Raw genomic sequence first — 13732 nt, 5'->3', positions numbered from 1 at the left:
TTTGAGGTATATTTTTTTGGCTGTATATTCAACTAAGCGGCGGCGCTACCGCAACGCTGATTTGCTGGAACGGCTTCTTGAATTTTTTGGGGTTGGGGTAGGTTGAGATTTGCCATTAATTGGACAAATTCGCTGCGGCTACGTCCGGCTAGTCGCGGGTTCCATTGTTTCTCTTCACCAATAGTAGAAACTGTCTGTCCGCGATAATCGTGACCGGGATAAACTAAGGTTTCATCTGGTAGGGTAAACAATCTCTGCGTGATGGCGTCATACATGGCTTCTGCATTCCCGCTTTGGAAGTCTGTTCTTCCGCAACCACGAATCAGTAGCGCGTCTCCAGTTAACAAGTGAGTACCATTAACCAGATATGCATTATGGCTGTCGGTATGACCGGGAGTGGCGATCGCTTCTATTTTTACACTCCCTAACTCTAATACTTCTTTATCTTTCATTAAGCGGTCTGCACAAGCAACTTGCGCATTCTCTGGTACTATTCCTTGACAACCTGTTAACTCCCGCAGTTTTGCTGTACTTGTAATATGGTCGGCGTGGATATGGGTTTCTAGACAGTATTTAAGAGTTAGTCCTAGTTCATTGAGCAATTTGATATCCCGTTCTACTTGCTCTAATACCGGATCGATTAAGACCGCAAATTTTGTCGCGCGATCGCCAATTAAATACGTATATGTACTTGTTTCTGGGTCGAAAAGTTGTCTAAATAACATGATGGCTGACTCCGATTATCTTTCTTGCAAGTCATCTTATTTGATAATACTACTATATAGTAATATAGTATATTTGTCTATATATTTTGCAAAAAAATAATTAAAATTCCTGATTGGTAAGCCTTTCTACTCTATGTCATCACAGGAACGGCGACGGCAGTAATACCGTAGCCCCCATAAAGAAGTAACTAAAATCACAATCTTTAAGACCATAGGACTGAAAACAAAACTAATAAATAGGCTGATTACGGCAATGGTGCTTGTTAAAACAACTACTATCTCTTCATGACGGAAGTTGAATCGCACAAAGATGGCGATCAGTGCAACCATAAATGCCAGGATCGAGGATGTATACATAGAAATGCACCTTGTGAAAGAATCAATAATCAACAGTCCTGAGTTAGTAGGGGCGGGTTTATTTAGATTTTTGTTAATCAATGAGGAATCGGTGAAACCGCCCCTACAGTTGTCATTTTTCCGGTAAATGAAGTAAGCAGAAGTCACAATCTGTTGTATTTGTTCCTCATACCCTATTCCTCAAAAACCGCAATAGCGTAAAAACCTGAAATTGAATGTAAAGATTTTTATGATTTTAATTTACCAACAGCTTTTATTACTATATAGTTATATCATAAAATAGTAGTTATAAGGTAAAACTGCTGGAGTAAGTCAGTTGCAGACGCCACGAGACGGTATCAGTGAGCGAACCTTGTAACTAGTAAGAGCTGGTTGACTCTAGCTTGATTAAATAGTTACCGGGGGGAATTTTATGGCTCGAATTGTGGTGATTGGTGCGGGAATCGGCGGATTACCCGTTACCTACGAGCTGCGACGACTACTACCAAAACAGCACCAAATTACACTCATTTCCAATACCCCTAAGTTCACTTTTATTCCTTCCCTACCTTGGGTAGGGTTGAATCTTAAAGAACTTGAGAGTATTCAATTAGATGTAGAAAATCTGCTAATAAATCGCGGAATAGATTGGATATTAGGAGAAATTAGCCAAATTGAGCCAGAATTGCAGCAAATCGTTGTAAACGGAACTGTAATTTCTTATGACTACATAGTGATTGCGACCGGTGCAGAACTAGCGTTAGATGCAATCCCTGGATTGGATCGAGGATATGTGCAATCGGTGTGTAATCCACATCATGCAATCCAAGCTGCGGAATGTTGGAAAAAGTTTCTCCAAGAACCAGGGCCAATAGTGGTGGGAGCAGTACCCGGCGCTAGTTGTTTTGGCCCAGCTTACGAGTTTGCATTACTAACAGACTGGCTATTGCGAAGATATGGATTACGCGATCGCGCTTCTATTACCTTCGTCACACCAGAACCCTATGTTGGACATTTGGGAATTGGGGGAATGGCAAATTCTGCGGAGTTAGTAACTAAATTACTACAAGAAAAAGAAATTACAGTTTTGGAAAATACTGCGATTAGCTATGTTGGGACAGACAAAATTTACTTAGCAAATGGACATTCTCTACCCTTTAGTTTTAGTATGCTACTTCCGCCATTTCGCGGGCCGCGTTTCTTACGAGAAGCGCCTGGTTTAACGGATCAAACAGGATTTTTACCTGTACTACCAACTTACCAACATCCTCAATTTCCATCTATATATAGTGTGGGAGTGATTTCCCAACTTAAACCACCAGAACAAACACCAATTCCCATCGGTGTACCCAAAACTGGACAAATGACAGAAGCAATGGGAATGGCTGTAGCTCATAATATTGCTGTCCAACTGAAAGCAATTTCTGCACCCTTGGTAACACCAACTTTAGAAGCACTTTGTTTAGCCGATTTTGGCGATACAGGAATTGCATTTTTAGCAGACCAAGTTTTACCAGATCCAATTACTCAACAAAGGCGGAGAGCTATAGCTAAAGAAGGACTTTGGGTAAGTTGGGCGAAGACTGCTTTTGAAAAGTTTTTTTTAGCGAAAATGCGCTGGGGTTTAGGAGTTCCTTGGTTCGAGCAATGGGGATTAAATCTTATGGGTTTAACCCTAGTAAAACCAATTGAGGAATTGGATTTATCACAAAAATTTCAACCTGTAGAAATGAAATAGTCATTTGTCATTTGTAGAAAATGTAGGGTGTGTTGTCGCGTAGCGCAACGCACCAAATAAAAATCAATTTTTTCTAGATTTAACCCCAAAACTTTCTCTGGCAAATCTGGATATTCTGCCAAAAATCATTAACCAGAAACAGGAGAAATAAATATGATAAGAATCATTCCAACAATCGCAACTTTTTCAATTTTGACTGTACTTTGCCTACCAGTTGTACTAGCCCAATCAGGCACAGGAGGACGCGCTTATAGACCTACTCCCTACCAACGTATATATAACCCAAAAACTGTAGAAACTATAACGGGACAAGTAATTGCTATAGATAATATCTCTTCTGTTAGAGGTATGTCTGGTGGCTTGCATTTAAAAGTTAAAACTTCAACTGAAGTGATTCCAGTGCATTTAGGGCCAGCATGGTATATCAATCAACAAAACATCCAATTTCATCTGCAAGACAATATTGAAGTCAAAGGCTCAAGAATTAGTTTTGCTGGAAAGCCAACAATTATTGCTGCCCAAGTTAAGAAAGAAAATCAAATTTTGAAGTTACGTTCTGATGATGGTATACCAGTTTGGGCTGGATGGAGAAGACACCAAAGGTGAGCCGATGAACAGCGATGATCCCAATCATAGGCTAGAGATTTACTTTCATTTAGTAGATGTTTTAGCACTAATTACTGGCTGGAGTTTGACATTAATTACAGGTGTATTGTTGTGGTTTGCCCCTACAGATAAATGTGTGAGTATAGTTGTATGGCTATTTAGTTTATTACAACATGAATGGGGCAAACTCCACTTACTTATGGGTGTAATTACTTTGTGTATTACAGTGGTTCATCTGATAATTTATCAGAGAATTTTAGGAAAGTTGAATAATCGTCAAAATCTATGGGAATAATCTTTATTAAAGATGTATGGAAATTGCGCTAAACCCGAACGAATTAGAATTATTAGCACGCCGCTTTAAAGTTCTGGCAGAACCGACAAGATTGCAGATTTTAGGAGCATTATGCAATCAAGAGCAGACTGTGCAGGAAATATGCGATCGCACTGGGCTAAAACAAGGAAATGTCTCTAGACACCTGCAACTAATGAAAGACGCAGGAGTTTTAACCTGTCGCCGTGACGGTTCTTGGCGCTACTACCGCGTCATCGACATTGAACTTTTATCTATGTGCAAACATGTTTTTTGTAACGTTACTAGGTAAATTATGATACCTTGCCACATCCGAAGATTTTTTTCCTGGCTATTACTACTTGGCAGTTTAGCTCTACTAATTTGGGGGAATCAGTAGTCTGTTGGTTATTTGGTATCTCTCTCTAGCCCCTAATCCCTAATCCCTAATTGGAGTAATAACATGACAGAATTATTTTCCTCAGAATGGATGCAAGCTTACGCAGAAAAATGGAATCAAGAGCCTGAGTTAGCAGATGCACTGAAACAAATTCATTTCAGTTCAGTAATTGGTTATGGGTTTGAAGATGAGCCAGAACCAAGAGGTGTACTCACTATTATCGATGGAAAAGCCATCCATGCAGAGACCTACAATGGGCAAAAACTCAATTGGGACTTACGCGCCGATAAGGATCATTGGCAACAGTGGGTAACTAAGGGCTTAAACATGATGGGATTAAGTATGGCTTATATGTCACGTAAGCTGCAATTCCGTGTGGGAGATTATCTTGCCATGATTAAAGATCCACGCATGGCAGGGCCATTTATCAAATCCTTTTCCGTTATGGGTAAAGTTTAAATCACTTCTCACTCTTCATCTCTTTGCGCCTCTATGCGTGAAACAGGCGCAAGAGAATTACCCCAATCCAAAATCCAAAATCTAAAATCCTGATGAAACGTACTCTCAAAGATAACCAACAAAATCAAGCCCAACCTTTTGACTTAAATGCTAGACAACTGCGATCGCGTCAAGCACAATTCACAATTATCGATGCACGCAGTTGGATGGAGTACCTTCTTGGGCATATTCCCGGAGCGCGTTACCTTAGCCAAAGCAATATCTTAGAGGAAATTCCCAAAGACGCATTAATAGTTGTTACTTGCCTCTCAGGACACCGCAGTTTAACTACAGCCCGTTGGTTAGTGGAGCAAGGCTACTTTAAAGTTTACAACTTGCAAGGCGGCATTATGACATGGCAACAGTTGGGCTATCCTCTGCAACGCGGAAACAATCCCTAGCTAGATAAAACTTATGTTTAACGATCAATCGTCCGTTCACTTGGAAGCTACTCATACAGAAATTACCACAGAACCAGCCCCAGAACTACAACCCAAAAAACCCAAGCGGCTGCGGGCGATCGCTTTAATTAGCGTTTTTTCGATCGCTTTTGGGGGTGTGGCTTGGTTGTGGTTATTGCGTCACCCTTCCGAATCAACGGAAACCATAACCGCCCATCTCCAACCCCTAGAAGTGGAAACGACAACAGCCGCCCCAGAATCTATTGCTGGTGGCAGCAGTCTCACTGGTACTATCGAATCTGTAGAAACTGTCACAACAACCAGCCGCATTCAGGGACAAATTCAAAGTTTACCTGTAGCAGAAGGTGACAAAGTTAAAGCCGGTCAAGTCCTCGCCATTATTGATGTTAAAGATATCCAAGCCCAAGGTAATCAAGCATTAGCCGCCATTGCTCAAGCGCAAGCTGGCGTTACAGTCGCCTCAGCCGCAGAAACTCAAGCAATAGCTAGTAAATCTCAAGCTGAAGCACAGTTAAATCAAGCGGAAGCGGCGCAACGTGAAGCCGAAGCCCAACTACAAGAAGCAGAAGCACAGCTAGCTGATGCGCAATTAAATCAACGCCGCATGGCGATGCTACAAAAAGATGGCGCTGTGAGTCAGTCACAGTTGGATCAAGCAAATACACAAGTCGCATTGATTCAAGCCAGAATTAAACAAGCCAAAGCCGGTATCGATCAAGCCAAACGGGGAATTGATCGCGCCAAAGCCGGCGTACAACAAGCCAGTTCCCAAGTCCAGCAAGCCAAAGGCGGTGTAGAACAAGCACGTTCCCAAGTTCAGCAAGCCAAAGCCGGACAACAGCAAACCCTCGCTAACTTAAACTATGGCACCGTTACCGCCCCCTTTGCCGGCGTGATTACTAAAAAGCATACAGAAGTGGGTGCGATCGCCGGGCCAGGACAGCCTATAGTGACATTAGAAAGCACCAACCGCCTACGTTTAACTGTCGCAGTCCCAGAATCATTGATTTCTCTAGTTAAATTAGGGGACGAAGTAACAGTACAGTTAGATACTGTGAACCGTTACGTTACTGGTCGCGTGCGGCAAATTGTACCTTCTGCTAACTTAAATTCACGTAGTTTTACGGTAAAAGTTGCTTTGGATAACTCCTATCAATTAATGCCAGGAATGTTTGGGCGCTTAGAATTACCTCGTGAAACGCGCACAGTGATGATGATTCCGGAAAATGCTGTTTTTCAGCGCGGTCAATTAGAAGGTGTTTATGTAATTGCTGCGAATAATACTGCTCAATTACGCTGGGTAAAAACCGGGAAGATGCAAGAGAAAAAAGTAGAAATTGTTTCCGGGTTAGAAACAGGCGATCGCATCATTACTAGCAATGTGGAAGAACTGCGAGATGGACAGCAGGTTGTTGCTAATAAATAAATGTTAATAAATAAAGGAGTTGTACTCATGAGTACGATAAAAGTTGAAGTTTTCGGCACAGGCTGTAAGAAATGTCAACAGTTAACAGCGAATGCCAAAGAAGCGATCGCCAACTTAGGCATCGAAGCAGAAATCAGCCATATCACCGATCCTATAGAAATTGCCCAGCGAGGTATTATCTCTACTCCTGCCTTGTTCGTTAACCAAAAACTGATTAGCAAAGGTCAGGTTTTACCTGCTGTACAAATTCAGCAAAACATTCAACAAAACATACTACAACAAAGTTGAGAATAAGCTAATGGCTGACCCATTTTCTCCCTTTAATTGGCTGGCGACTAAAATTGTTACCCAAATTTTGGGTTTATCTTTAGAATCTAATTTGGGGTCTAGTCTGCACTTTTTTCTCTACGATGTTCCTAAAGTTTTGACATTATTAATCATTATTAGTTTTGTGGTCGGTACGCTGCAAACTTTTTTACAACCAGAAAAAGTCCGGTATTGGTTGGGAGGAAAACGTACCATTCTTGGTAATTTTATGGCAGCAATGGTAGGGATTGTGACCCCGTTTTGTTCATGTTCTGCTGTACCTTTGTTTATCGGATTTTTAGAAGCTGGCGTACCATTAGGCGTGACTTTTTCCTATTTAATATCTGCGCCAATGGTGAATGAAGTTGCGGTGATATTACTCTGGGGAATGTTCGGAGCCAAAGTCACTTTGATGTATATCGGATTTGGGGTACTACTGGCACTAGTGGCAGGTTATACAATTGGCTTGCTGAACTTAGAAACATGGGTAGAGCCATTTGTCTGGGAACTACAAAAAAATCGTCAGCCGCAAAACTACGAGCAGCTTGATTTTGATGACAATGCTATGACATGGAAACAGCGATTTCAGCAAGGCCAGTTCCAGTCTAGCCAAATTTTCCAGTCAGTCTGGCTGTATGTTGTTTTCGGAATTGCGATTGGCGCAGGGATTCACGGCTATGTACCAGCAGATTTGATTACAAGTTGGGCAGGTGCGAGTAATCCACTAGCTGTGCCAATAGCTACTATGATCGGCGTTCCTCTTTACGCCAATATTGCTGGGGTTTTACCGATTACCGAAGCTCTAGTTCATAAAGGAATGCCTTTAGGAACCGTGCTTTCTTTCACAATGGCTGTAACTGCCCTATCTCTACCAGAAATAGTGATTTTACGGAAAGTATTGCAGCCAAAACTACTATTAGTATTTATCTCTTTGGTCACAGTCGGTATTATCAGCGTTGGCTATCTATTTAATTTTCTACTAACCTGATTTTTTTCGTAAACTTCAAGCAGTAACTTTATTCAAATCTAATTTTTAGACTTCCCTCCTCTTGCTGCTGCCAATTCTCTAAAGTTGGGCAACAGATTTAAATCTAGAAATCTATGTAATTACAAATTACGAATTACGAATTACGAATTAGCACAATCTACAATCCTAAATCCATGAACGGTAAAAGTTCAGAACCAAAACTACAACATCAATCTAAACTTGGTTTTGTTGGCAGACTAGCCAAGAAATTTATTGACTCTAAATTAACTCCCCTAATTATTTTAGTTTCATTATTATTAGGCATTGGAGCAACAATAATTCTCCCCCGCGAAGAAGAACCGCAAATTACAGTGCCAATGGCAGATGTATTCGTGCAAATGCCCGGTGCTACAGCCAAAGAGGTAGAACAGCGTGTTACCTTCCCAATGGAGAAGTTAATTAAAGAATTACCAGGTGTTGAGTATGTTTATTCTACTTCTCGCCCTGGTTCATCTGTTGCTATTGTCCGGTTTTATGTTGGTCAAAAAACCGAAGATGCTATTGTTCAACTTTACAACAAACTCTATGCTAACTTCGATAAAATACCTGCTGGTGTTTCTCAACCTTTAATTAAATCTCGCGCCATTGATGATGTCCCTATTCTCACCCTAACTTTGTGGAGTAATCAAGCCAACGCTACCGATTTACGCCAAATAGCGGCGCAATTAGATGAGCAGATAAAGCAAGTACCAGATGTTTCCGAAACTACCATTATCGGCGGTCAAAAACGACAGCTACGTATCGAAATTGACCCAGTGAGGTTAAATGCATTTGGTTTAACTCCCTTAGATATTTCTCAAGCTTTACAGTTACAAAATACAGAGCTAGCAAGCGGTGCTTTGAGTCAAAATAATCAATCTTTCTTAATTAGAACTCAAAGCTTTATTCGCTCGGCATCAGATGCTCAAAATTTAGTTGTGAGTGTAGCGAATAATCAACCTGTATATTTGCGGGATGTCGCTAATATTACTGATGGTGCAGAAGAACCAGCTAGTTATGTATTTTTTGGACAGGGTAAAAAAGCAACTCAGGGTGAAGCGGATGCGGTGACAATTGCGATCGCAAAACGTCAGGGTGCAAATGCAATTCAAGTTTCCCATCATGTATTGCACAAATTAAAGGAAATTCAGCACAATTACATCCCCAACTATGTACAGCTAACAGTCACGCGGGATTATGGCGAAACCGCCGCCGAACGTTCTAATGAGTTATTAGTCCACATGGGGATTGCAGTAATTTCTGTTACTGTCCTTATGTGGTTTGCACTGGGTAAAAAAGAGGCGATGGTAGTGGCTGTCTCTATCCCTGTAACCTTAGCGCTAACTCTGGCTAGTTTTGTATTTTACGGCTTTACTTTAAACCGTGTAACATTTTTTGCGCTAATCTTCTCCATTGGGATTTTAGTCGATGATGCGATCGTGGTGGTAGAAAATGTTGGTCGTCATCTACAACTTCCCGAAAACAAAACCCGACTTCAGCTATCGCGCAACCGCCAAAAGACGCTACAAAAAATAGTCCTCGAAGCTGTAGACGAGGTGGGAAATCCGACGATTTTGGCGACATTAACCGTAATTGCGGCAATTTTACCAATGGCGTTTGTGGGCGGCTTAATGGGGCCATATATGCGCCCAATTCCTTTAGGAGCCTCCGCCGCTATGATATTCTCAGCTTTAGTGGCGTTTATTGTTGTCCCTTGGGCGACGATGCGGTTTTTTGGGAATTATAACACTCACAATCATGGACATGAGGAGGAAGACTTTCTCAGCCGATTGTATCGCCGTTTCATGAGTCCATTAATTGCGCGTCGTCAATGGGGAAATGCTTTTATTGCGGGAACACTAGCCTTATTAATAGCAGCTTTAGGATTAGCCGGATTTCGGTTAGTAATTCTGAAAATGCTACCCTACGACAACAAAAGCGAATTGCAGATTGTCTTAAATATGCCAGAAGGGACAACCCTAGAACAAACGGCGAGGGTAACGCGAGAAATGGGACAATATTTAACTACAGTCCCAGAAGTAACTAATTATCAAAGCTATATCGGCACTGCTTCACCTTACAACTTTAATGGCTTGGTGCGACATTACTTTTTGCGTTCTGGTGCGAATATCGCAGATATGCAGGTGAATTTTTTACCAAAAGGCGTTCGCCATCGCCAAAGTCATGATATTGCTAAAGCTATCCGCCCTCAATTAAAGCAAATTGCCGATAAGTATAACGCCCGCGTACAAGTAGCAGAAATACCCCCAGGGCCACCAGTATTGCAAACTTTGGTTACTGAAGTCTACGGTGCAGATTACGAAAAACAAATTGAACTAGCGCGACAAATCCGCCAAATTTATAAAGATACCGCCGATATTGTCGATGTGGATTGGTACATGGAATCACCACAAACAGAATATCAATTAGTAATTGATCGCGAAAAAGCCGCCCTTAATGGTATTAGTCCAGCGCAAATTTCTCAAGTTTTACAAATTGCGTTATCTGGGCAAAATGTGGGTTTACTACATGATGCCAAATCCCGCGAAGATGTAGCGATTAATTTGCGTTTAAATCAGGCTAATCGTACCAGTTTAGCAAACCTGAAATCCTTAAAAATCAAAGGAGTCAACGGAAATTTAGTAGCTGTCAGCGACTTAATTAAAACCGAAACCACCACAGCAGACCACAGTATTTATCACAAAAACTTACAGCCTGTAGTTTATGTAACTGCTGATGTCGCCGGCAAAGTTGAAAGTGCAGTTTATGCTATGCTCAACGTGCAATCTCAAATCGATAAACTCTCCCATACTAAAGGCTATAACATTGCTACCTACTTTACCGAACAACCACCAATTACAGAAAAATTCGGCATCAAATGGGATGGGGAATGGCACGTTACATTTGAAGTATTCCGCGATTTAGGAATAGCTTTTGCTGTGGTGTTGGTGTTAATTTATGCCCTGGTTGTCGGTTGGTTTCAATCGTTTATTACTCCCTTAGTAATTATGGCTGCTATTCCCTTTTCTTTAGTAGGAATTATGCCAGCACATTGGTTAATGGGAGCATTTTTCAGCGCCACCTCCATGATTGGCTTTATTGCGGGGGCTGGAATTGTGGTGCGGAATTCAATTATTTTGGTAGATTTTATTGAACTGCGATTGAAAGAAGGAATACCCTTAGAAGAAGCGGTAATTGATGCGGGTGCAGTCCGATTCCGTCCGATGTTATTAACAGCCGCAGCAGTAATAGTTGGTTCGGCAATTATTTTAACTGACCCAATTTTTCAGGGATTAGCGATTTCCTTGATGGCTGGGGAAGTGGCATCTTTGCTATTATCGCGGTCGGCTGTGCCAATTTTATATTATAAGGTGTGGCGGGGGAAACAATCAAAATTGAAGGATGTTCCTATTCCCTCTGTGGTTCAATAAATGAATTTTAAACCGCAGAGAACGCAGAGAGCGCAGAGAGAAACAACAGATTTCTTGAGCCATACCACATTCTCTATAAACTCGCACTTAATAATTGCTTCTTTTCTCTTGGCGTTCTTGGCGTCTTGGCGGTTCATTAAATAAATATTCCTTGCATCATAGCGAATTGGTATTACTCTTATCTCTGTTCCTAAGATACAAGGTTGGGTTAAGGAATGAAACCGAGCATTTCCAGGGGTTAAACCACAATTGTCCATAACTAAACCGTATTGTATTAAATATCTATTGAAATAAACCGCCAAGACGCCAAGGACGCCAAGGAAAGAGAGATAATTTATTTAGAATAAAGGTACATTTAACCCGATACTTATCCCTACAGAAAAATTATCTAAATCAACATTCGGATCGGATGAAGCACCGAAAAGGTAGGATGCTGAACCACTAATAAAAAAATCTGGATTAATACTGTAAATTGCTTCTAACCCAATTTGATTTTGCGTATCAAATCTCTCTTGTTGAGTGAAGTCTCTTAAACTTAAGCGATAATCTAATGCACCTTGAAGTTGAGGTGTAATATCATAGCGCAAACGCGCCCCTAAGGTGTTAGCAACGCGATTTTGCTCGCTAGGTGTGGCAAAGCTGGCGCGGAGTTCGTAAAATGAATCTAATCTCAAGCGATCGCCTAATTGGTCTTGTCGTCCTACACTTAAGCGAACTGAATCATCTAATAATAAGCGATCGCCATTTCCATCTCTATATAGTCTCTCCTGCACCCATCCTAGTTGACCATACATTCCCCTAGCAATTCTTTGCTGTATCCCCACATTAAAGTTGAGATAGTTGTAATTAAAGTCTCCTTGGTCAGCATATCTCACCAAACCACCGCTAGCAGCCGCTACTAACCGGGTTTCTTCTCCTAGTTTGGGTGTTGCTAGTAAGGTGGCGCTATTAATAAATACTGTATCGCTCGGTTGAAATGCTTCAAAACCTGTAATATTAGAACTGGTAAAAGCCGAGGAACGCAGTAATAGTTGCACATCTGGCTGGCGACGTTGAGGTGGTTGTTGTTGACGGGGAGTAATGATTTCAATCTCGCCTAATTCATCTTTTACATCTTGCGGATCTACCGCTTGATTAGTGTCATTGACAGGAAAATCTGCGGGATTATTGGGATCGCCAGGAACTACAGGTAGTTGGACGACAATTGTATCTTCTGGTGATGGTTGCGGAGAAGCGATACTAGAATGAATGTCCCAAATTAGTAAGGTAGCTAACGAACAAAGCGCAATCTTATAAGTACGCATGGTTATTTAAAATTTCAAATAAATTCAGTTTGCTTGATTGTGCGATCGCATTTTAAGGTATTTGTCCTTGATTGCCTGTTTGACCACCTGTTGGTACACCAGTATCCCTTCCAGTTTGACCACCAGTTTGACCACCAGTTTGACCGCCAGTTTGACCGCCAGTTGGATTGTCTTGGTCTGTTCTTGGTGGTTGGGGAGTCACGGGATTGCGATCGTCTTCAAATTTCCGCAGTGGGTCATCGTTAGTAGTGATACAATTCGTAGAGAGCGTACTAGCTCCACCACGGGAATTGACATTACACAAACCTTCAATCCAGACTTTTTGTGTCTCTAATCCTGCTAAAGTTTCTTTTCTCACTTTATTGAGAATTAACTGCACATTCGGAGATTCTTGGGCTACTAATGCTTCTTGTCCCGGCCCTAATCCCGTAGCTAATTGGCTGGTTTGATAAAATTTCTGCAAGTCAAAGTTTTGTACTGGACTGATTACCCCATTGTTAACGGTAACTGTTTGACCAGCCTGTAAAGTTTGGGTTTGAGTTCCGTTGAGATTGGTAACTGTAACAGGTAAATTAGTTAAATTAAAAACTTGAGTAGTATTAGTAGCACCGTTATGAGTTACAGCTACAGCCCCACTGGTAACATTTGGGGGTAATATATCTGAACCTGGTGGTGGTGCGGCTGCAATAATATTAATCCGGCTTTGAGGCGTTTCGATTGTCGTTCCTGTACTACCAGCCGCACTGGCGATTACAGCTGTACCATTTTGCAATTGAAAAATAGTTTCTGCTTTATAAACGCCGTTAGTGATTTCATAGCGCCGGAGTCCTGGTTTAAATAGAAAAGTCGCACTAGAACCAATCCTCGCTAGCGCACCTTCGTTAAATAATAATTCAGCCCGCGATCGCGTTTTTGTTTGTAGTGCATCTAAAGGAACCAACACATCAGCCTTTTTCGCCGCCCGTGGTGGTTTATCTTTCAATAACAATTGCACTTGATTTTGCAACTTGTAAACTTCTGCACGGGTAAGTAAATCTTGCTGCGCCAATGCTGGAGTTATCCAAGATGCAGTGAGACATATCCCCACAATTAGCTTTTGACTTAATGACCCCATCCCCACTCCATCACAACTTTAAATAAAAGTCCTAATTATAATTAGAACATTTGTTCTGTGATTTTCGACTACAAACAGCGATCGCTTTTTTCCAGATAAACACTGTTACGTTTAATAAATATCCAATG

14 protein-coding genes are annotated in these 13732 nt (G+C 41.4%); 10 read left to right on the top strand and 4 right to left on the bottom strand.

Features of this window, described 5'->3' with window-relative positions; all coding sequences use genetic code 11:
- Positions 1–32 precede the first annotated feature (32 nt).
- Together H6G41_RS15640 and H6G41_RS15635 are read right to left on the bottom strand one after the other, a co-directional pair.
- Positions 33–725: an MBL fold metallo-hydrolase gene (locus tag H6G41_RS15640; protein ID WP_190747107.1), complete on the bottom strand. Its 693-nt coding sequence runs from the start codon at positions 723–725 to the stop codon at positions 33–35.
- Positions 726–851: 126 nt separating this feature from the next.
- Positions 852–1082 carry a hypothetical protein gene (locus tag H6G41_RS15635; RefSeq protein ID WP_190747106.1) on the bottom strand — a complete coding sequence of 77 codons (231 nt, stop codon included), beginning with the start codon at positions 1080–1082 and terminating at the stop codon, positions 852–854.
- 412 nt (positions 1083–1494) lie between these two features.
- Between H6G41_RS15635 and H6G41_RS15630 the strand changes: the two genes are divergently transcribed.
- From H6G41_RS15630 to H6G41_RS15585, 10 genes are all read left to right on the top strand, one after another.
- Positions 1495–2799, top strand: coding sequence for an NAD(P)/FAD-dependent oxidoreductase (locus H6G41_RS15630; protein WP_190747105.1), 1305 nt, complete (start codon positions 1495–1497; stop codon positions 2797–2799).
- 153 nt (positions 2800–2952) lie between these two features.
- Entirely contained in the window at positions 2953–3405 is a 453-nt protein-coding gene (locus tag H6G41_RS15625; RefSeq protein WP_190747104.1) for a DNA-binding protein, read from the top strand.
- 4 nt (positions 3406–3409) lie between these two features.
- Complete coding sequence (locus H6G41_RS15620) at positions 3410–3700, top strand: DUF4405 domain-containing protein (RefSeq protein WP_190747103.1); 291 nt, start codon at positions 3410–3412, stop codon at positions 3698–3700.
- 16 nt (positions 3701–3716) lie between these two features.
- Positions 3717–4010 carry a helix-turn-helix transcriptional regulator gene (locus tag H6G41_RS15615; protein ID WP_190747102.1) on the top strand — a complete coding sequence of 98 codons (294 nt, stop codon included), beginning with the start codon at positions 3717–3719 and terminating at the stop codon, positions 4008–4010.
- Positions 4011–4160: 150 nt separating this feature from the next.
- Entirely contained in the window at positions 4161–4556 is a 396-nt protein-coding gene (locus H6G41_RS15610; RefSeq protein ID WP_190747101.1) for an SCP-2 sterol transfer family protein, read from the top strand.
- Positions 4557–4648: 92 nt separating this feature from the next.
- Positions 4649–4996 (top strand): rhodanese-like domain-containing protein, encoded by a 348-nt coding sequence (locus H6G41_RS15605; protein ID WP_190747100.1) that lies wholly within the window; start codon positions 4649–4651, stop codon positions 4994–4996.
- Positions 4997–5009: 13 nt separating this feature from the next.
- Positions 5010–6443 (top strand): efflux RND transporter periplasmic adaptor subunit, encoded by a 1434-nt coding sequence (locus tag H6G41_RS15600; protein ID WP_190747099.1) that lies wholly within the window; start codon positions 5010–5012, stop codon positions 6441–6443.
- A gap of 27 nt (positions 6444–6470) precedes the next feature.
- Positions 6471–6731 (top strand): thioredoxin family protein, encoded by a 261-nt coding sequence (locus H6G41_RS15595; RefSeq protein WP_190747098.1) that lies wholly within the window; start codon positions 6471–6473, stop codon positions 6729–6731.
- 10 nt (positions 6732–6741) lie between these two features.
- Complete coding sequence (locus H6G41_RS15590; protein ID WP_190747097.1) at positions 6742–7737, top strand: permease; 996 nt, start codon at positions 6742–6744, stop codon at positions 7735–7737.
- 173 nt (positions 7738–7910) lie between these two features.
- On the top strand, positions 7911–11186 hold the full coding sequence (locus H6G41_RS15585) for an efflux RND transporter permease subunit (protein ID WP_190747096.1): 3276 nt from the start codon (positions 7911–7913) through the stop codon (positions 11184–11186).
- 338 nt (positions 11187–11524) lie between these two features.
- Here the strand turns inward: H6G41_RS15585 and H6G41_RS15580 are convergent, their stop codons facing one another.
- Positions 11525–12490, bottom strand: a complete 966-nt coding sequence (locus tag H6G41_RS15580; RefSeq protein ID WP_190747095.1) for an outer membrane beta-barrel protein — start codon at positions 12488–12490, stop codon at positions 11525–11527.
- Between the two features lie 52 nt (positions 12491–12542).
- The gene (locus tag H6G41_RS15575) at positions 12543–13604 is read right to left on the bottom strand and encodes a hypothetical protein (RefSeq protein ID WP_242037942.1); all 1062 of its coding nucleotides are present in this window, start codon (positions 13602–13604) and stop codon (positions 12543–12545) included.
- Positions 13605–13732 lie beyond the last annotated feature (128 nt).

The organism is Tolypothrix sp. FACHB-123 (genome assembly GCF_014697075.1).
Classification (GTDB): Bacteria; Cyanobacteriota; Cyanobacteriia; order Cyanobacteriales; family Nostocaceae; genus Aulosira.
This window is presented reverse-complemented; position numbering and strand designations above follow the sequence as displayed.